Here is a 20842-nt window from a genome sequence, read left to right as displayed (position 1 = left end):
CTGCATTACTGCACCATGTTGTTCAGATCGATGATCGGCATCATCACGGCCAAGACGATGACGAGCACGACGCCGCCCATGGCCAGTATAAGAAGCGGCTCCAGCAAGCTCGTCAGCATCATCGTTCGCCGCTCTAGCTCGCGTGCTTCGCCCTCCGACGCGCGATCGAGCATCGTCGTCACATCGCCCGTGGCCTCACCGGAGCGAATCAGGTGGACGAGTACCGGGGGAAACGCCTTTGTGTTTCCGAGCGCACGAGAAAGCGACGTACCGCTGCGCACGCGCACGATCGCGTCGTCCACCTGCTCGCTCATCGCCTTGTTGCTCAACGTCTCGCCGGCTGCTTGCAACGAACGAAGAATGGGGACGCCGGCGGCAGTCAAGATGCCGAGCGTGCTCGCGAACCGGACAGTGTTGTAGCCGCGCACGAGCCTTCCGGCGAGCGGCGCTGTGAGCGCCCAGCGATCGAAGGCCAGACGCGGGCCCGGCTGCGCGAGCACGGTTCGAATGGCGAAGACGGCGACGCCGATTCCCGCTAACGCAGCCCACCACCAATGCCGAACGAAATCCGATAAGGCAAGCATTGCGACGGTTAGAAACGGCAATTGCTGTTTCGTACTTCTGAATACGTTCGCGACTTGCGGGACGACATAGCTCAGCAAAAACGCGACGATACCGAATGCGATGCACGTTACGACGCCCGGATACGTGAACGCCAATACGATTTTTTGTTTTAATGCGTTGCTTTGCTCGATGTAGTCGGCAAGGCGTGACAATACGAGGCCGAGCTTGCCGGTGTGTTCGCCTGCCGTCACCAAGGCCCGGTAAATATCGGGGAAGTCGCGCGGATGTTGCCCGAGGGCATTCGCCAGCGAATGGCCGCCCATTACCTCGCCTCGAACGGATGCCATCAGTTCCCGCACGTAATCGCGCTCCGCTTGATCCGAAAGGACGGAAAGCGATTCGTCCAGCGGGAGTCCAGCGACGAGCAGACTCGCAAGCTGGCGCGTGATGACCGCTTGTTCGCGTTGGGAAAGTTTGCGGCCTAATGTTGTTCTTCCTGTGCGGGCCGCGTTCTTGCCGCCGGCCGGTTCGACCAGCAGGGGCGTAAAGCCTTGCGAACGCAGGACGCCCCGCCCTGCGCGGGCGCTATCGGCTTCTAGTATCCCGCGCGCCGTTTTGCCCGCATGGTCGATCGCCTCGTAACGGAATGCCGACATCTCGCGCTCCCCGATCGCTCTCGGTTACGTCCCTCTCGTCCTTATTGCCGCCGTACCCATCCATCGGGCTACCCGCGAGACTAACGTGCGAAATCGTCGGAATGATGACGAATGGTGGGCAACATTCATTCACTCGCGCGTGTGGATAATCGTTCGAATGGTTGGAACAGATGCGCGTGACATTTTTATGTTTTATGTGCGCCAAAATCATTTAAATTTTTATCGTTATCTTCAAACGCGAAAAGCAGCTTCTCATGACATTCCTAGTTATCATTTCAATTATCGAAAGGTGGGCAAAAAACGTTTTCACCGGAATCAAAAATGTTGCGTACCATCCGTTATTAAAAATTCACACGATTAAAACGGATTTCATTCTACATTTCCTACGCGGCTCCTCAGCCATTCCGGCCGCATCAAGCAAGTTCTCCGTTTATCTTCGTTTAGGGAATCTCATGAAATCCAGCCAACGCAAGATTTGTCAGATCCTTGCTCTCGTCGTTTCGGGCATGGGCGCCTCCGTTGCCATGGCCTCGCCGCTCCTGCAAGGCGGTGGTTCGTCGCTCGTCGCTCCGACGATCGGTAATCCGGGTGTTGCCGGTACCGAAATCAATGCCTTCGGCACGACCGAAGGTACGTTCACGTACTACTCGGTGGGCTCGGGCGCTGGTCAAAACGCGTTCCTGAACAACCAACCGACGTACCTCGCCCCCGGGTTGACGGGCACGGTCGATTTCGCGAACAGCGACGCCGCGCTGACGACCGCGCAAATCTCGGCTTATAAGAGCGGCCTGGCCACGGCCGACGGCCCGCTGATCCAAATCCCGTATGTCGTGACGCCGATCACGGTTCCCGTCGTCAACGGCCCCGCCGTGACGAGCACGACGACGCCGCAAACGACGCCGGGTCAAGCGCATAGCATCGCGCTGAACGACGACGATCTGTGCGGGATTTTCTCGGGTGGGATCAAGGATTGGAACGCTGTGATCAACCCTGAAACGGGTTCGGCCTATTCGTCGACCAGCTCGCCGATCAAGGTTGTGTACCGTCTGGACGGCAGCGGTACGACCGAACTGCTGACCCGCCACCTGGCTGCTGTTTGCCCGTCGTCGAGCAAGACCGCTGCCGGCGTCACGTTCGTCGATGGCCTCACGTTCGCGAATAACTTCTCCGGCGGTACGGTGCCCTCGAACTTCGTTGGCGCCACCGGCAGCGGTGGTGTTCGCTCGGCGCTGCTCAGCTATCAAACGTCCGGTACGCAAGCCGCCGTCGCTTACCTGAGCCCGGATTACACCAACACGTTCCTCGCTCCGTCAAGCTCGTCGGCTTCGACTGCGTTGGCTGTGGCTAGCTTGTACAACAAGGTGGACACGCACTACTACGCACCGACGGCTGCGAATGCGTCGCTGGCGGTTAGCAGCGCTGCGGCCCCGAACTCCAAGGCGCTTGCTTCCAGCCCTGCCCAATGGGTCCCCGCTTCGGGCAACCCCAGCACCGGCTATCCGGTGTCCGGCACCAGCGAAATCCTGGTGAGCCAGTGCTATGCCGCTTCCGGCGTTACGACGGCCGTGCATGACTTCTTGACGCATCACTACACCGACGCCTCATTTGCCTCGATTGTTCATGGCAATGGCTTCGACACGGTGCCGGCTGGTTATCAAACGGCGATCCAAGCCGATTTCCTGAGCAACACGAGCGGCTACAACCTCGATATCGGCAACGCCACGGTTTGCGCCGGCAAGGGTCGTTAATCGACCTTGTTTGACTCTTGAGTGGTTGTGACGCTGCGGCGCTGGGTACGTCCCAGCGCCGTAGCTTTTTTATTTCGAAGCGGAAAAGACGACGTTCGAGGGCCTAGTATGAAATCGAAGAAATGACGCCTATCTCGCTCGCCATCGTCAACGGCCCCGCCGTGACGAGCGCGACGACGCCACAAACGACGCCTGGTCACGCGCATAGCATCGCGTTGAACGATGACGACCTGTGCGGGATTTTCTCGGGCAAGACCACGGATCGGAATGATGTCGTCAATCCGGAAACAGGATCGTTCTATTCGACGACAACGTTAATCGGTCACGTCTGAACACCCATCGTAATCACGCCGCAGCTATGACTGACTCATGGCCGCGGCGTTTCGCGAAGCGATAGACGTCAATTCTCTACCGGCGCCGAGACTACTCGGCGCTTACGTTGCGGAGCCGCGCTGCACCAGCATTGCCAAAGCTCACGACGGACACCGCGCTCGATGGATCGTAGCTAACCTGCTCGTGCTTGCGCCGCTTGCGATTGTCCTGATCGTCGTCGCTCGCCTGCCCAAAGCCCTCGACCTGTACGGAAATAGACCATCGGCGCTGCCCGCCGCCCGTCGCGTTCTTCTTGGCCAACTCTTGCGCCATCTCGCTCGCTGCGGACGATGCCGAGCTGGCCGCCGTCAACGCACCTGTATTGACAGCCTGTGCAATCGGTATGCCGGTCGATGTACCCGTAACCTGAATGTTGTCCGCGTTCGCCACCCTGAATGCCGCGATATTGAGGTTCCCCGCGCGAATGCCGGCATCGCCCGCATCGACGGTACCGCGCGGCGCGATCAAATTGATCGTACCGACCGGCGATCCAGGGATACTTTGCAGCGTGGCGATACCCGCTCCGGTCACCTCACCGCGCGCATCGACGAGACAGTAGTGATTCACGTCGCAGACATACTGCGGCGCGGGTGTATCGGCGGACGACTTCGAACCCTTACCCGCGTTGATATCCCCGTTCGAACTCCAGATCGTCATATCGCCGCCCTGTTCGGTAAACACGCGGCTTTGCGCCAACAGCAAGCTCTGATCGATGAAGATGTCGACGTCGCCCTTTTCCAGCGTGAGCACGCCCATGGTGCTTGGGCCCGCGACGACATTGCCGCTGCTATCAACGATCGCCGGCGGTGCCGAGCTACTGCCGATCAGCGCGCGTCCTCCAGGGCCGAGAATTGACACGCTGCCGCCTTGCTGCGTTTGAATTGTCGTACCGCGGATGTCCAAGTTGCCGGTCTGGACCGACGTTTGGGCGCCGTTGAGTCCGCCCGTCAATCCATTCTTCGTATACCCATAGGCAGTGGGGAACAACGTATTGATCGCCTGGTACCCTCGCGAATATTGCTGGTAATAGTGGCTGTTCGGGTTGTTATAGTCTTCACCGACCTGCGTCAGCACATTGAACAAGACCTGCTCGGCGAAAAGCTGCTGGACGTTCTGGGGTAGAGCTTTGAATTGAGACCACGCTTGCGCTGCCGTCAACTTGCCCACAGCTTTTTGCGCGGCGTCCTTGTCTTGCTGCAAGCCCGTGTCCAAGTACTGCCCTTCGTCGTACTGCTGCATAAAGGCGATGAGCGAGGGACTCGCACTAGAGACGCCCGCGACGTTCGCCGCCGGATCGATATAACTCGAGACAAACGTCGTGACATCGACGCCTGGGCCGACGCCGAACAACACATTGACGTTCGCGCTTTCGTGCGGCAAGTATGAGTTTCTCGCGTTGCCGACCGCTTGGATGCCCATAGGGGGAAGAATGAGCGCGGCGCTGTTTGCCGCATGGAACTCTGCCGCCCCTGTCAGCGGACCGATGTTACGGCCGGCCTCTATGTCGAAGGTACCCGGGCCGCCCAAGATCAAGTACGGCGAGACTGGGTCATTGAACGGGAGCGGTGAATCGTAAATGTCTCGCCCCGCCAAGATGCGCGTAACGTCAGCGCCGCGCAGATTTTGCCCATCGAACGTCAGATTGAGTATGTCCCGTCCCGCCTCGACGATCGCCGGTTTGTCGATCGAGAGGACGATGTTGTCAGTATAAAGACCAGCACTTTGTCCCGACGTTTGTAAAGTACCGTCTATGATGTCGCCATTCAGACCGTAAACCCGCGCGGGTGTCGCATCGTCCGCATGTAACGGAAACGCTGCATGAGTAGGCGCATTAGCGTTCGGGTTCGTCGGCGACGGCATCAGAGACGGGTCGGAGTCGGACAATCCGAACGTCGAGGGAGCGAATCCAGCACCAGTCAACAAGGCTGCTGAATTCGATATCAAAATCGATTGGTCCGCGAGAAGGTTCAATTGCCCGACCGGGGAGGGATAGAGCGTGCCTCCCGATTGAATCGCAATCCCACCGTCGAACGCGATCAAGCCGAGGCTTGACGGTAGCATTCCCGTCGCGCCTGTCAGCAAACCAGCTAACCCTCCGAATTGCACGTCTCCGGTCGTAGACAGCACGGAAACCGAGGACGTAGACGAATACGGCTGAAGATCGGGAGAACTGATATGGTAATCGCGCAACTGAGAGCCGTTATTCGGCCCGCCCCGCGACGGAGACTGAGTCGAATAAGATGGGTCGAGAATCGCCCCAATTTCGGCCCCCTGCCTCGCCGTTACACTCATCGCACCATCTTGTATCGCGAGCACCGTGCCCACGGCAACCGGTGCGAGTTGGTTAATGTAGTTGGAGGCAACGCTTATATCCGAACCGATCCGCCCTCCCGCGGTGATGCTGCCGGTTCCCTTCGCGACGAAATAGTCGCCGCTAAGAATATCCCCACCCGCCTTCACGTTCAGATTGCCACCGCCTACGGTGTTCAGCACAGGCTGGTCCGTATTCGTAGCCGTGAGGTACCACGTCGTCGGCAACGATACAGCCAGGTCCGAAATGTTCCCGCCTGCCGAGACAGAGACATTGCCGCCAACGCTCATGACACCTTGGTCGAACGCACCGAAATTGATCGACGTTTGGACCATTTGTTGGTGCGGATTGGTGCTCCCAACGGCGCCGATGGGATTCCCGATCTCCATCCATTGCCACCAGAACTGGCTTGTCGCATTGTTGGTGTTGCCTGTTACAAGGCCGGTGCTGTCCGTGGTGTATTCGATGCCCTTGATATCACCCTGAGCAAAAATCGAGACGTCGCCTGCGGAGTTCGGATGAGACGTCGGCGTGACCATAATATCAGGATCGCCAGGAGAACCTATAGCAATCGAGATTTGAGTATTTCCATTAGGGGCATCATTCGTAGACGCTCCTGCCGTATAGATCACACCGGGAGCGACGGAATCCAACAGACTAACGTTATTCGCCGATGCAATGCTTAATGAGCCCGCCCCGGTGCGAATCGACGTGGGCGCTAGCAGGGCTAGCCCATTGGGATCGATATAGGCGAAGTGCCCATCGAGCGTCAGGTTGCCGCTGTCGGTCATGCCGAGGAAAACAGAGGCAGGCTTGAGCGCCAACGGATTTGTACTCGTTAGATCGGCGCCCGCCACTAAGCGCAAGCTACTGCTGGAACCTCCGGCTAGCGAGGCCGATTGAATGGGTAACGGGTTGACGGCATTTGGAAGCGGCGACGGTGAGTTGTCGGTCACAGCCGGCACAGGAATCGTCGCTGTGCCGATCACCGAATCAGGCTGAACCGCGGGCGCGGCAAGCTTATCGACCAACGGTTTCACCGAGTAATTGCTGCTTATCAGCAACTGAGCCGCTTTCGCGATGTACGCCTGATACTCGCTTAAGTAAATCAAGTACGATCCGGGATCTGTTTGCTGCACGTTGGCGCTTGGTGCGATCGGGGCCGCCAGCCCCGGGACACTTACGTTCCCAGGCGCCCTAAAACGGTAGTTGATGAGTTCGACCATATCCCCATCCGTTGGAATTGGCACTCCGGTCCCCGCCGCGCTTGATAGAAGATAGTTTTCGTAAGCCGAATAGAGCGCGTAGTACTCAGCGATTTCTTCCTTAGTCCCTCCGGCCGGCTTCCCGGGTCCCTCGACGAGGTGGTGGGCGGTGTCCGTTGCCCAATAGGAAAGCGAGTAGCCGAGCAAATCGCCGTAGTAACCGGATGGCTTTACGGCGAAGAAATAGTTCACCTGGTCATAGGTAGACAATGGAGGAACCGGAATCGTGCCTCCTCCACCCACCGGATTGGCGATCTGAAAGAACCCATCCGTCAAGCTCGCCTTGACTTTGACATTGTTGTCGGCGCGGAACGTGACGACAGGCGCTTGCGCGTTGAATCGATAAGCTAGATCGGTTGGCGACGTGCCTGCCCCCAGATTCCAGGTCGTCAGCACTTGGATGTCACCGCCGTTGATCGCGGGACTCGGATTGTCCAACTCGATACCGGGGACCACTGCGGCGTTGGCGATCGCTTTACCTGCAAAAGGATTCGACACCCCGCCCAGGCCCGCTTGCACAAAGCCCATCAATGCACCGGGCGTGGTGCCATCGCCTTGATAGCCATAGAACGCTTGGTGGTCGCCATTAACGGCTGTCGGCGCGAAATACATGTTGTCGAGTCCACCGAAGCCGCTGAACGTACTAGACGTCACGCCCGTATACAGTTGCGCGAGACTTTGCGGATCGCTGCCGATAGTGAATTGCGCACCGGTTGTCGTGTTGGTCAGCGTGCCGCCGCCACTGCCATCCGAATTCGGCGTGAACGTGAACGTCCCGCCACTGCTTTGACCGGTGAAGGTACCAGCAAGCAGGTGTCCCTTGCTATCGAACCAACCCGCGGGATCAACCACGCCGTCGAAATGCTGCGACCCTGCCGTTGCATCTGTCGTGCTCCATACCGCATAAGCTTCGAGCGTCGTTGCGCGCGAACCGACGATGCCTCGCCCCGCATTGAAGGCATCCGGTATGTTCACATTGACGGTACCATTGTCGAGCACCGGCGCACGAAGACTGACCGTTCCCCCGGCGAGCCCGCCCGCCGCCCCACCGGAAACGTCGATCAACGCGTTTGAGCCAATCGTGATGACGCCCGCGTTCGCTGGGTCGATATTTTCATAGCCGTACGTCGTGTTGTACGGTTGCGCGATGTTTGGATTGAACAAAGCGCTGGTACCGATCTTGATGGTCCCGCCGCGTTGAATCGAATTCAAATTCTGAGGTTGGTCATCGCACGCATTGCCTATTGCGCAAGCGCGTGCGATGAGTGTTCCCTCCACATCGACGCCGTTTCGACCGTATAAGTCGATCTCACCACCCGCGCTACCCGACGCGTTGATCGTGCCGAGCACATTGACGTTGCCGTCGGTCGTTCTGGGCGCGCTGCCCGCCCCGCCATCGGCAGTGAGCGAGACCGTATGAGCCGTCAGCGTGTTACCCGCCGAGAGTTGCAGATTACCGGTTCTCGTATGGATAGTGATCGAATTATCGACACCGCTTGTCGCCAACGTCGTTGCCAAGCTGTCGAGGTCGGCTGCGCTAGCCGTATCGAGCGAGAACGAACCGCCCATATAGCCGCTTGCGGCTCCGCCCTTGATCGTTCCGTTAAGGTTGACGCCTTGCTTCGGCGCGGACAACGCGAGGCTACCCGCCGCACCGCCACCGCCTGCTCCCGAGAAATCGAGCGTTGCGCCGGATTGCACGTCGACAGTACCGTTATCGGCCGTAAGCGAGATCGACCCGGCCGGCGCGAATGCCGTCACGTCGAAGAATTGCTTCGCCACACCGGCGGAACTGATCGTCGATCCGCCGCTGATCGTGAGGTCGCCCGAAGTCGATTCGAGACTGACGTTGCCCGCCGCAGCGGTAATACGGGCGCCATTGTCGGCAACGGTGCCCCCGACGAAATTCAACGCACCGCCAACTGCCTGTCGGCTAAGCGCCGTACCAGCGCCTTGATTCAGAATCAGCGCACCGCTCGTCTTGAGCGTCGATGCGGAACTCGCGTCGGCCAAGAACACCGGCGCGCTCAACGCTACCGTCGCAGCGCCGAAGTCGAAGGCCCCTGTGCCCTGACCCGCGATGCCGCTCGTCGCGTTCATCGTTACAGAGCCAAAGCCGCTCGCGTTCTTCGTCCCCGCACCGAAATCGATCTCGGGTGCGTTCACGGTGAGCGTTCCGTTACCGAGCGCAGCCGTCGCCTCAGGCGCTCCCATATCGTTCGTGAACGCAATCTGCTTCGCGTTGAGCGTAACGTTGCCGTCGCCGGTGAAGGTACCCGCGCTCAATACGACGCTATTGCCGAACGTCGCGTCGACGTTGCCGTCGAAATTGATCGCACCAAGGCTTCGGAGCAAGATTTGCTTCGAATTCGACAACTGTGCCAATCCCGTGGGCCCCAGCACGAAACCGGGCAAGCCCGATGCAGCGGCGCCTTGCTGACTCGTCAGCGTGATCGCCGACCCATCGGCGGCGATCGCGTTACCCGACAGCGCAGCCGTAGGATCCACCTTCAGGCTGCCCGACGAATCGAGCGTAAGGGCTTGCCCGCCTTGAAGCGTCGCACCCGCGCCGATCGTCAAGACGCCCGTGCCGCTCGAGCCCGTGCGCGTGACGCCCGTCATCGCGCCGTTCGATACGCGCAGTAGCGCGCCGTCGCCGGCTATCGTGATTGAGGCGTCCTTTGCCGCGGGATAGCTGCCGCTTGCGGTCATCGCGCTGCCTGCGTCCACGCGCAGCCCGTTCGCGGCGTTAGGATCGCTGCCCGTCTGGTCAGTCTTGGTCACAAGCATGACTTCCGAGCCGGTCAACGCACCGCCCCCCGCATTGGACAGCACAACGCTATCCGCGATGGGCGTGATCGTCACGCCGGAGGTTGTCGCCGTACGCGTGCCGCCAATGAGCAAGCTGCCGGCGTTCAGGGTATTAAGCACATCGGCGCCGATCTGCAAATAGCCCGGCAGCACCGGCGCGCTGTTTCCACCGGTGATTTCGATGTCTTGCGACGCAATGTCGACCTCGGCTGCTGCCCCTCCCGTATCAGCGGAAGTGTTCAACGCCGCACCGAGTGTCAGCGCTTTGGTCGCGGCGAGCACCAATTGCCCGCCATCGGCAGGCAGCGGTGGGGTCACGTTACCCTTGGTGGTCGCGAGCGTCGTGAAAAAGCTGTCCGCTTTCGTGAGCGTATATTGCGACGACTGTTGCCACACCGGGCCCGATTGGACGTTGAATAAGGTGGGCGTCGCGCTACGTGCACCCGTGAGCGCGTCGCCGAAATAGCCGGCTGTGACGACGGTGCCGTCAGGCAGCAATTGCGTTGCACCAGGAGCGACCGCGGCCGTGTTCGAGGAAACCGTCACGCGAAAGGCGCCGGGCAGCGTGGCGTACTTGCCCGGCAGCAACGTGTAGTACCCCGGTGCAAGCCCCGGCACGCCGGAAAGATACACGGCCTGTCCAGCGACGCCGTTCAACTGGGCTTGGCCAATACCAAGGGTAGTCGTCGTCGTTCCGACTGTACCATTCGCGTTAGTCGACGGCTGCAAGGTCTGTGCGAATACGGGATCGTAGGCCGACACCGGCGACTGTGCGCCCGGAATAATCGCATAGACATTCGTGGCCCCGACGTTCGTCGGCACCGCGACACCCGTCGGGTTGTTGGCGTAGCTGACCGTGTACTGAGAGAGGACGTCGCGCGTACCGCCCGTGCCAGGAACCCACTCGCTGGCTTGCAAATCGCCGCCGCCCGAAAGGTCGATCGCTGCCCCCTTGCTTAGGGAGACCGAATTCCCGTTCACGCCGATATATTTTGCGGGGGGCGCCGTTAAATTAGTCGCTTTCGCTCGAGGACTGGGATTGAATTGCCAGTTGGTCCCATCGACGGTGACGCCGTACGGGATAATCGAACCGTCATTGGAGACTGACGTTAAGCTGCCATCTCCGAAAGTAACGGAATCGGTTGCTACGAGTTGAAGCCCCGAGAATTGGGACTGGGTAGCTGCATTAGTCGGATCGCCCACGCCGAAAACGATCGAACCCGACGGCGCGCGAACTGTTCCGCCTTGGACGATATTGTTGGCATCGACGAGCAGCGTGCCTCCCGCCGAGAGAGGGACACTTGAGCCGCCGTTTCCGGCAAACGAAATCGTTGTTGGCGTCGGCCCCTTTGCCAACAGAATGAATGAGTTGCCCGTCGCGGGGTAAACATCGGCGGCAGCGAAACTAAGGTTACCAGGTGTATAAAGCACACCGGGCATCAACGAGTTCCCGAGGGCCGTAGAACTGAGACGAATGTCGCCGGTGCTGATGAAATTCGCCTGTCCGAAGTTGCTTAACTGAAACTGGTTCTGAAGATCGATGAAGGATGCGCTAACGTCGAGCGTCGCCTGGGACGGTGCCGCGATCGGCACAATGGTAGTTGGGTTGTACGTGACCGGGTTGACGATCGATACGTAAGGCGCGTCGATCGTCACAGTCGAATTGATCGTTGGCGGGGTAGTGGACGCCGCTTCAGCAGTCAGCAAAGACGCCATCGTCGGAACGGAGTATTTCCCCGTTGCGTCCTTCACGCCATTGAGCAGCGAGTTCAATTGATCGCCACTAAGCGCCGCGATCTCGTTCCCGTAGATCTGCACAGCCCTAGGCAACGACAAATCGACATCGCCGACGAATCCGATCGGCACGGCACCGATTGTCGATGGGTTACCGATCACAAGCGTCGAAATTCCCGAGTTTTTCAGGCGGTCGGCCGCAAACTGCAAAACGCCGCTGGCGATTCGGGTATTTGTCTGATCGTCGTTGGTTATGGTAGCGGCTGTTGCGGCGAGGATATCTTTCCCCAGCGCGAGGCCTTGCGGCACGAGCAGGCCGCTCTGCTGGAGCACGATCGCGGTCGAACCCGGCAATTGGAGCTTTGTGCCATCAGCTCGGTACTCTGTACCCGCACCGCCATCCGCCGAAAGCGTAAGCGTAGCTCCCTCGGCCTGCGGCGCTCCCCCCTGCCCCTTTAGTGTGCCGTCGAAATAGAGCCCGCTTGAGCCAGCCAGCGTGATTGAGCCGGCATCGCTCCAAGCGGGCGTTGCCACGTACTGTCCGTTGGCGCCGAGCTGATCGAAAACAGCCGATGCACCTGAAACGTTGATGACCGAACCCTGCTGAGCGACGATGTACCCGGAGTCGTCGGCAATGACAACGGAGCCGCCCGGCAATACTTTCCCTGTGTTCGGGGCATAGAGTGTAGAGCCGTTCTTTACAGGCGCAGCCAGCGGGTTGGTCAATGCCACACCGGATACATCGAGCAATGCGTTAGGGCCGAGCCAGACCGACTGACTGTTGCTTGTCAACGATGCGTTATCGTTAGAATTATGCTGGCCTGTCACTGAATGACCGCCGCCGTTTTCCGCCGATAGCGTGATCGTGCCGCCAGGGGCGATCAGCGAGCCGAGCACCGTCACCTGCGCCGGTGAACCGAGCCCAATGTTCGCCCCCGCATCCCCGACGATCGACGCCCCTTCCCCGATACTGACCTGCCCGACCGATCCATCGGTGGCGGGGAGCGCAGGAGGCGAATCGCTATGACGATTCTGATTGTTCAGCATCGATGGGATACCGAGGTATCCTGCGCCAGTCATTACAAGGCTGGTAGGCTGTCGATGATAAGGATCCAGCACACCTACCGTCGCCAATCCGCTTGTTGCAAGTTCGGCTCCGGTGCCAAGCTGCTCCAGCCCTCCCGCCGTAGGAAGCAGGTTTTCCTGCGTGAGCGGAACCGTCGCCCCCGGTTCCACGCTTGCGCTGTACAGCGCATTGAGCACGTAGTTGCCGAATCCTTGTTTTTCGAAGAAATCAGCCGGCAACACGATATCCCAAGGCGCTGCCGTAGCCGGATCTCCTCCGATGCGAAAGCCACCCGCACCAAGCGTCAACGTGCCGCCACCCGAGAAACCGAAGCTGCGGATCGTCCCGTCCATCGTCAGATACGGATCCTTCGGCAACGTGGCGAGGTCGCCGTCATACGTGACGAGGGACACGCTGCCGCCCTTGCCCGCCGGCACGCCGTTGCTGGTCAGCAGCGAACCTTTTGGCAGTACCTCTCCGCCACCCGAAACATCCAAGACGCTGCCCGGTTGTAGATCGATGTGCCCGTCGGCACTCAAGCTGATCGACCCGCCATTGATGTATTCGCTATTGCCCGGGGTCGATCCAGGCGCCGCCTGTAGGTCGTTGTTGACCCATTGCCCAGCGACGTTGATCGAACCCGTGGGCGTGACCGCGATGTCCCCGGACGTCGAGATCGTCACATGACCGGACGGTGCTGAGATCGCACCCGCTATGGTCGCCGTTGCACCGGTCGCCCCCGCAGCCGCTAGCGTCACCGAGCCCCCCGGTTGCAAATTCAACGCGGTGCCCGGCGCCACGACAAAACCCTTTCCTTGCCTATCGGCTGCCACATACAGGGTGGAGAACCCCGCAGTATTGAGCACACTAACCGGCAAAACTATCGTTGCGAGAAGGTTGTTGGGGTCCGTCGGAGATAGAGAACCGAGCGCACTGGGATCGAGCGCAGTGTCGATCGAGAAATTGGGTATCAGCGACGAGAGATCCGGAGCATCGGGTTGCAAAATGATCAGGGTCTGCTCGCCGTTCGGGGCGCCATCCGCTCCGTTCTGCGTCAATGAATTAATAGGTTTCGTTGCATGCGGATCAGCACCCAAGTTGAACGTCCCGCCGCTAGGTAGGTTGTTCGTTTGCGCTTGCTTGGATCCGCCGAACGCCAGTGCCGTGATGTCCCCATCGAGCACCGCTGCCGTTTCTGCAAAGATATCCAGCGTCCCGGCATTCCCTCCGACGATGTAATCGCCCTCGTACGTCCCACCTGTTTGCAACGTGTTGTACCAACTCTTCGTCACATTCCACCGCGGGTGTTTCTCTGTGAACTCCCCGGCGATGCCGACGTAAGTATCGTACGGACTCGCTTGCCCGATCGGCACGATGGCCCCACTGGCATCGACGAGCCGTGTCGTGTTCAGCATGCCGCCGTCGTAGTGAACGTATCCGCCGTTCAGATTCATCGACGAGCCGGCCGCAGTCATGACCTCATTGCCCGACAGCGTGATAGCGCCACCGTTCGTCAACAATTGATCGACAGTACGCGGAATAAGGTTCACATATCCCGACAAATTCAATATCGGGCTACCCACCCATTCCACACCATCACTGCGCGTACCCGACAACGTGCCGTCGACAACGACATTCTTCATGCCGAACAAGAAGCCATCGCGCAGCAACGGCGAATCGGCCAACTCGTTTTGCCCGATGCGGTCGATGGTGACGAGCGTTTGCGCGATCGGCAACTCGACATTGGACAGGCCGGATACGTCGATCGTCGCGCCGTTGTCGAGATAGATTCGTCCTTGGACGGCCGTCTGCCCGGGAGGCGTTGCATTTAACGCGACCTTCGGCGTAAGCGCGGTTATCGATACGGTCGAGCCCGGCGCTTCAATGAGTGAACCGCCCTCCAACCAAACCGACCCGGCCGTCATACTGACGCTGCCCGGCGTAAAGACGGTCCCGGGCGTGGAAGTTGCCGTTTGGCCGTTACCGTCCGGCATGACAGCCGTAACCGAATCGGGCCCGAAACTTAGTAACCCGGCTCGGCGAGTAAGAAGCCCACCCGATGTGAGAGACAAATAAGTTGGTGTGCCCCCGGCCGTGTAAGACTGCCCGAGCGGATTATTCGACGAATATTCGTCAACCGTCGATATCACGACATTCCCGGGCGTACTGACGCTCGTTGTCACGCCGACGACGCCATTCTGCTGAACCTGACTACCGAGCAAATTCACCGTACCGCGCGACGCCTGAATAATCCCGCTGTTGATCAATGTCCCAGCCGGCGTCAGATCGACGGTATTGCCGTTTTGCGTCTGAGAGACTTGTCCACTTAACTCGGGCAGCAGCACCTGCGGGTTCTTTACAACGCCTGAATTCCCGTTAGGTATGAGACTCACCCCAACACCGGCCGCAAGTACAACTTGCCCCGCCGTCGCCGAGATACTTCCCGCGTTCGTCACATTGGGCGCGGCCATCATCACGAAACCACCGTCGGTGACGGTACCGTTCGTATGCGTAGTAATCGACGCCCCCGGCGCGACCGTGACGTCGCCCGGTACCAAGAGAGGATTGTTCGCATCCACGTTGTACACGGAGCCCAAGCCAAGGACTACGTTTGGCACTAGGAAACTGCCGTTCAAACCACTCGAACTCCCAGCCTCAGGATTGGCCAGCCCCCCCGTCGTCCCCGCGGCAGTCCCGAGGAAAAGCTGATTGCTCTGCGCCACCGCGCTGTCTGACTGCACGAGCTTGTTCGTCATATCGAGCAGATTCAACGACGACGCCACCAGCGAATGCACATTCACTTGCGAGCCCGCGCCGAAGACGATGCCGTTCCGATTGATGACGTACACCGCCCCTTGTGCGTTCACATGTCCAAGAATCTGGCTAGGCGCTCCGCTCGGATCGTTGATCCGATTCAGCACGGCCCAGTTATTCGCGCCGTTTGTTTGCGTGCCGCTCGACTGATCGAAGTTCAACGTGGTTTGCTTGCCGACGTTCATCGTCTGCCACGTCAGCACCGCGTTCTGCCCGGTCTGTTTGACGTCGACGGTCACATTGCCGTTCGTATCGACGGTTTGTGTCGGCCCGTTCGCGTTGATCCAAAGAACCGGCTTGCTGGTATCCGTCGTTTGGCTGACGAGATTGCCGTTCGTGTCCGGCGCGAACGTCACGCCCGGCGCAACCTGCAATCCGCCGACCGCCAACCCATTAGGCACCGTCGACGGCGTCGCCGCCGCGGCGGCCGCAGCCGCCTGCTGCGCGGCGATTTGCGCCGCGATGGCCTGCGCGGCATGCCCGAGATTCCGAATCGAGGGCTGGCTAGCTTGCAACGCCTGTTGCGGCGACACGCCCAAGTTCGGCACCGCCCCGCCCGGGACGCCGGCCACCCCGGCCGTCGGCATCCCACTACCGACATGCCCCAAGTTCATGATGCCGGCCGCATGCGCATGCACCGACAACCCTGCCGCCACGACCATCGCGATCGCGCGGCACAACGGACGCAAATCCGAATTGAGCATCGACCGCGAACGGTTCAGATCTTGTTCTCGTACCGCGCATGCGCGAGCTGCCATTCTCCACCCCGACACCAATAATTGATGACCTACCCATCCGCCGACAAGCCCGTCGGGAATGTGAGCCGGCGCCAAGCGCCCGGCTGCGTGAGGCCAATGAAATCCATAGAAAATACGAACCGGTCATGGCATCGAGATGGCGAGTGTTGAGAACCATTCTTGCCGCCGGAAAAGGTACGCACCTTAAGGCGCTCTCTATCGCGTGCGCGCGAGCCCGAACTCGGTTTGCAGCGCAGCCACGACCCGCTCGATGACCGTCGCCCAATCGCCCGAGCGCTGCTGCCGAAACAGGCGCGCGCTGGGATACCAAGGGCTGTCCTCGCGCTCCAGCAGCCATCGCCAATCCGGTGCGAAAGGAAGCAGCACCCAAGCGGGCCGCCCTAGCGCCCCCGCCAAATGCGCGACGGACGTATCGACGGAGACGATGAGATCCAAGTGTTCCGTCAATGCGGCCGTATCGGCGAAATCGGCCAACGTATCGCGGAACGAGACGATGCCGCTTGTTCGAACGGCTTGCTCGTCGGCTTGGCGAACCTGCGGCTGCAATTGGACGAAGGTCGCATCGAGCCCAAGCAGCGGCGCAAGCGCCGCGAAACGCAGCGACCGGTTCTCGTCGTTGTTGTGACGCGGATTGCCCGACCAAGCAAGGCCGATCCTCGGCCGTCGTGTAGGGGCCGCCTCTTGGAGACGCCGTGCCCATGACTCACGCCGCCGTGCATCCGCTTTCAGGTACGGAATTTCCGCCGGAATCGTTTCGAGCGTCGTGCGAAAGGCGTACGGAAGGCTCATCAGCGGGCATTGCACGTCGAAAGCCGGCGTCGCATCGCCCTCGGCCACGATTCGGCTTACGCCCTCCAAGGAAGCGAGTAACGGAACCAACGGACGCGGCACTTCCATCACGACGCTGGCGCCGCGCGCAAGCACGAGCGGCACATAGCGGCAAAACTGGATCGTGTCGCCGAATCCTTGCTCGGCATGCAGCATGATCGTCTTGCCGGCGAGAGGCTCGACGCCGAGCCAGAGCGGCCGGTCGGCGTGCCGTCGGCGCAGGTGCAGATCGGGCGCCATCCAGCGGTCTTCGTGCTGCCGCCAGCCGGTTTCGAAATCGCCCACCAGCAAGCGGCAGAAGGCCTCGGAGCGGCGCACCGCTCCGTTATTGGGAAAGCGTTCGCGCGCGAACGCATAGCGAAGCAAGGCGGCTTCGTGTTCGCCACGCTGCTGAAGCGCCACGGCTTGGGTGTGCAATGCTTCCGCCGATTGCGCCGGAACCAATGCCGCTAGTTCGTAGGCACGGTCGGCTTCCTCGAAGCGGCCCAGTTGCTGTAAAACGACGCCTCGATTGAACAGCAACTGCGGATCGTCAGGCGACAGCGCGAGTGCCCGATCGTAGCCTGCTAGCGCCTCTTCCATGCGGCCGCCGTTTCTCAACGCCGCCGCCCGATTGCGGATCGCATCGACATCGTTCGGTGAAATCGAAAGCGCTTCGTCATAAGCGAGCACCGCTTCATCGTGACGGCCCAGCCCCAGGAGTGCATTGCCGCGCCCGAGCCAGGCCCCGCCGTGTTTACGATTCAATTCGAGCAGCCGATCGCATCGCGTCAGCAATTCGGCGTGGGCGTGCAGCAAATCGAGCGATGCGCAGCTTGCGAACAGCAGTGCTTCGTCGCGCGGTGCGCAGACGAGTGCCTCGTCGAAACAAGCGAGCGCTTCTTGCGGCCGCCCCAGCGCGTTCAACGCGCCCCCGCAAGCATGCAATATCGCCGGCGTCTTCCCGGTTACGACCATCGCAAGCTGGTACCCGCGCAGTGCCTCCTCCAACCGGCCCAACGCACGCAATGCGCGCGCGCGTTCCAAATGGGCGATGGCCGCGTTCGGATCGATCTTCAATGCGCGTTCGACGCTGATCAATGCATCGGCCGGTCGATCCAAGGACAGCAGAGTAGTCGCGCGCCGCGTCCATGTCTGCGCCACGCCCGGCGCTTGGGCCAGCGCGCGATCGTAGGCGGCCAGCGCGTCGTCGAACCGCGCGAGTCCCTGCAAGGCATCCGCGCGCGCCGCCAATGCCGCCGCATCGTTGCTCGTTTGAGCAAGCAGCGCATCGAGCACCGTGAGCGCTTCGCCGTGCCGGCCCGCTGCCACGAGCGCCGCACCGTGATTACAGATATTCCATCCCGTCCTGACGCCACGGGCGATCGACCGCGCGATCAACGACTCCGCACGCACCGCGTTGTCCAAGCGAAGCTCGACGAGGCCTAACAGTGCCAGCGCTTCAGGGTGATCTGGCGCCATCGACAGGACGCCTTCGTAGAGTCGCCCTGCGCCTGCAAAGTCAGCCTTTTCCAGCAACGCACGCGCGCGACGCAAGGAGTGGTCCACGGCGGCTCGCATCCACGAATCGTTCCCGCCGAAGCCCGCAAGAGCTTGCATCGCCGTTGCCCCGCCGCGCGACGCGTTCATTGTTCGCGCCCTCCAACGATTTGCGCGAGCGCGAGTCGAACCTGATCGATCACATCGCTCCATTCGCCGCCCGCGGCTTGCCTGCACAGACGCGCAGTCGGATACCACGGGTTGTCTTGCCGATCCAGCAGCCAACGGAAGTCCGGCGTATGCGGCAGCATGACGAGCAATGGCCGGCCGATCGCACCGGCCAAGTGTGCGACGGATGTATCGACGCTAACGACGCAGTCCATCGATGCCGTCATCGCCGCGGTGTCGGCGAAATCCGCAAGCTCTTCGCCGAAGTGACGGATGGGGCTAGCGGCAAGGATCGGTTCGTCCTCCTCGCGCACGACTTTTTGCAAGCTAACCCATTCGTATCGATCATCGAGCAACGGCAGCAGGTCCGACAGACTCATCGACCGATTTCGATCGTTCAAATGCTGCGGGTTGCCGGACCACACTAGCCCGATACGGGGCCGTCCGGTCGCGCCCAGCTTCTGCTGCCAGTGCTCGATACGCGACGGGTCCGCACTGAGGTACGGCACCTCGGCGGGGATCGTGTCGAAGCCCGTGCGAAACTCCATCGGCAAGCTCAGCAGCGGGCAGTGCAGATCGAACGGCGGCAGCGGCGCGCCACGCGCGACGAGCGCATCCACGCCGTCGAGCGTGCGCAACAGCGGCACCAACGCATCCGATACTTCGAGTACGACGCGCGCACCGCGCGCCTTGACGAGCGGCACGTAGCGGCAAAACTGCAGCGTATCGCCGAGGCCCTGCTCGGCGTACAGCAAGATCGTCTTGCCTTCGAGCGATACGTCGCCGGTCCACCGCGGCTGCGCGAACTCGCGACGGCTCGGGTCCATCTGGGCGTCTTTCCATCGCCACTCGTACTCGGCCCAGCCATCTTCGAAATCGCCCACCGAGAGACAGAGGAACGCAAGCATGCAATGCGCCAACACATAGTCGGGATCGAGTTCGATCGCGCGCTCATAGGCTGCCTTGGCCGCTTCATGCGATCGCAGTGCCCGTAACGCATTGCCGCGGTGGAAGTGGGCGAGCTTGTCGCGCGGATCGGCCTCGGCCACACGCGTGAAATCTTCCAACGCCGCTTCGTAATGATGTGTCTCGAGCAACGCTCTGCCGCGAGCAAACCAAGCCGGCGCATAGTCGGGCGAGATCGCAAGCGCGCGCTCACAAGCTGCGATCGCGTCGTCGTGCCGGTCGGTGCGGATCAAGGCGCTCGCGTAGTTGCACAGCACGCCCGGACTCTCGGGTGCGACTTCCAACGACCGCGCATAGTGTTCAACCGCTTCGCGGTTCCGGCCCGCATGGCGCGATGCGTTGCCGCGATTGGCGAGCGCCATCGCGTGCTTCGGATCGATCGCCAGTACCCGATCGCAGCGCGCGATGGCTTCTTCGTGACGTTCGAGCCGCTCGAGCGCCACGGAACTGTTATACAGCGCATCGACGAACGTGGGGTGCGCGGCGATGGCCTCGTTGAAATCGGCTAGCGCGGCGTCAAGCTCGCCGAGATCGAGAAAGGCAACCCCTCGATGGAACAAGACCTCGGCGTTGCCGGGAATTTCCTTCAGCGCTTGTCCGTAGCAATCGAGCGCATCGCGAAACCGCCCCAACTCGCGCATGACCAACCCTTGCTCGCGGCATGCGTCGAATGTACGTCCGCCTATGGCGATCGCTTGCTCGCAGCACGCAAGGGCTTCGCCTGCGCGTCCAAGCGCGCGCAATACTTCACTGCGCTTGACATAGCCGTTGGCGAAACGTGGGTTGATTTCGAGCAGACGATCGTACGAAGCGAGCGCTCGTTCGTTATCGCCCTGCGCGGCGTGAAGCCCCGCACGTTGCAACCAAGAACGCTGGTGACGCGGGTCGATCGTCAACGCGTCGTCGAGCCGGTCCAGCGCCTCGGCGGAACGGCCAAGCGCGGCGAGCACCGCGGCGTGATTGGTCAACGCGAGCGAGTCGCGGCGCAACTCGATGGAGCTTCGCATCAGCACCTCGGCCTCATGCAGCCGCCCTTGCTGAAAACGCACGGCGCCCAGCATATGCAGTGCATCAGGGTGCTCGGAATCGAGCGCCAACACGCCCTCATAGGCTGTCTCGGCCTTCTCCAACGCGCCCTCTCGATGCGCCCTGCGTGCCGCTTGCAAGAGCCGTTCGATCTGCGCGCTATCGGCCCGCTCGATCGGCCGCGCACGCGACGCCACCGCTTGCTCTGTCGCAAGCGGCATACCTTCCCCACTCGATGTCATTGTTCAACCCCTGTTGCCGCGCGAGAGAGCGGCA

General features: G+C 60.9%; 5 protein-coding genes and 1 pseudogene. 2 read left to right on the top strand and 4 right to left on the bottom strand.

Going from position 1 to position 20842, the window contains the following annotated elements:
* Positions 1-5: 5 nt before the first annotated feature.
* The gene (gene gspF / locus DXT59_RS24115; protein WP_116139949.1) at positions 6-1220 is read right to left on the bottom strand and encodes a type II secretion system inner membrane protein GspF; all 1215 of its coding nucleotides are present in this window, start codon (positions 1218-1220) and stop codon (positions 6-8) included.
* A gap of 452 nt (positions 1221-1672) precedes the next feature.
* Between gspF and DXT59_RS24110 the strand changes: the two genes are divergently transcribed.
* A complete protein-coding gene (locus tag DXT59_RS24110; protein ID WP_116139947.1) occupies positions 1673-2968 on the top strand; it encodes a substrate-binding domain-containing protein in 1296 nt (431 codons plus the stop codon).
* 122 nt (positions 2969-3090) lie between these two features.
* Positions 3091-3288, top strand: a pseudogene (locus DXT59_RS24105) (substrate-binding domain-containing protein); the annotation flags it as partial.
* 103 nt (positions 3289-3391) lie between these two features.
* On the opposite strand, the gene DXT59_RS24100 reads toward DXT59_RS24105, so the two are convergent.
* From DXT59_RS24100 to DXT59_RS24090, 3 genes are all read right to left on the bottom strand, one after another.
* Positions 3392-16099: a filamentous haemagglutinin family protein gene (locus DXT59_RS24100; RefSeq protein ID WP_116139945.1), complete on the bottom strand. Its 12708-nt coding sequence runs from the start codon at positions 16097-16099 to the stop codon at positions 3392-3394.
* A gap of 195 nt (positions 16100-16294) precedes the next feature.
* Complete coding sequence (locus DXT59_RS24095) at positions 16295-18556, bottom strand: tetratricopeptide repeat protein (RefSeq protein ID WP_240324648.1); 2262 nt, start codon at positions 18554-18556, stop codon at positions 16295-16297.
* Positions 18553-20787: a tetratricopeptide repeat protein gene (locus DXT59_RS24090; protein WP_240324647.1), complete on the bottom strand. Its 2235-nt coding sequence runs from the start codon at positions 20785-20787 to the stop codon at positions 18553-18555. Before DXT59_RS24090 ends, DXT59_RS24095 begins: the two co-directional genes overlap by 4 nt.
* Positions 20788-20842: the final 55 nt, after the last annotated feature.

Origin of the sequence: Trinickia diaoshuihuensis (assembly GCF_003390925.1) — a bacterium.
In the GTDB taxonomy this organism is placed as follows: domain Bacteria; phylum Pseudomonadota; class Gammaproteobacteria; order Burkholderiales; family Burkholderiaceae; genus Trinickia; species Trinickia diaoshuihuensis.
The sequence above is the reverse complement of the archived record's forward strand: the minus strand, read 5'-3'. Positions and strand labels throughout refer to the sequence as shown.

What these genes read in the sequence shown, in the direction of transcription:
- DXT59_RS24090 (WP_240324647.1), bottom strand. Translation starts at nt 20,787, where the DNA reads ATGCCGCTTGCGACAGAGCAAGCGGTGGCGTCGCGTGCGCGGCCGATC.
- DXT59_RS24095 (WP_240324648.1), bottom strand. Translation starts at nt 18,556, where the DNA reads ATGAACGCGTCGCGCGGCGGGGCAACGGCGATGCAAGCTCTTGCGGGC.
- gspF (WP_116139949.1), bottom strand. Translation starts at nt 1,220, where the DNA reads ATGTCGGCATTCCGTTACGAGGCGATCGACCATGCGGGCAAAACGGCG.
- DXT59_RS24110 (WP_116139947.1), top strand. Translation starts at nt 1,673, where the DNA reads ATGAAATCCAGCCAACGCAAGATTTGTCAGATCCTTGCTCTCGTCGTT.
- DXT59_RS24100 (WP_116139945.1), bottom strand. Translation starts at nt 16,099, where the DNA reads ATGGCAGCTCGCGCATGCGCGGTACGAGAACAAGATCTGAACCGTTCG.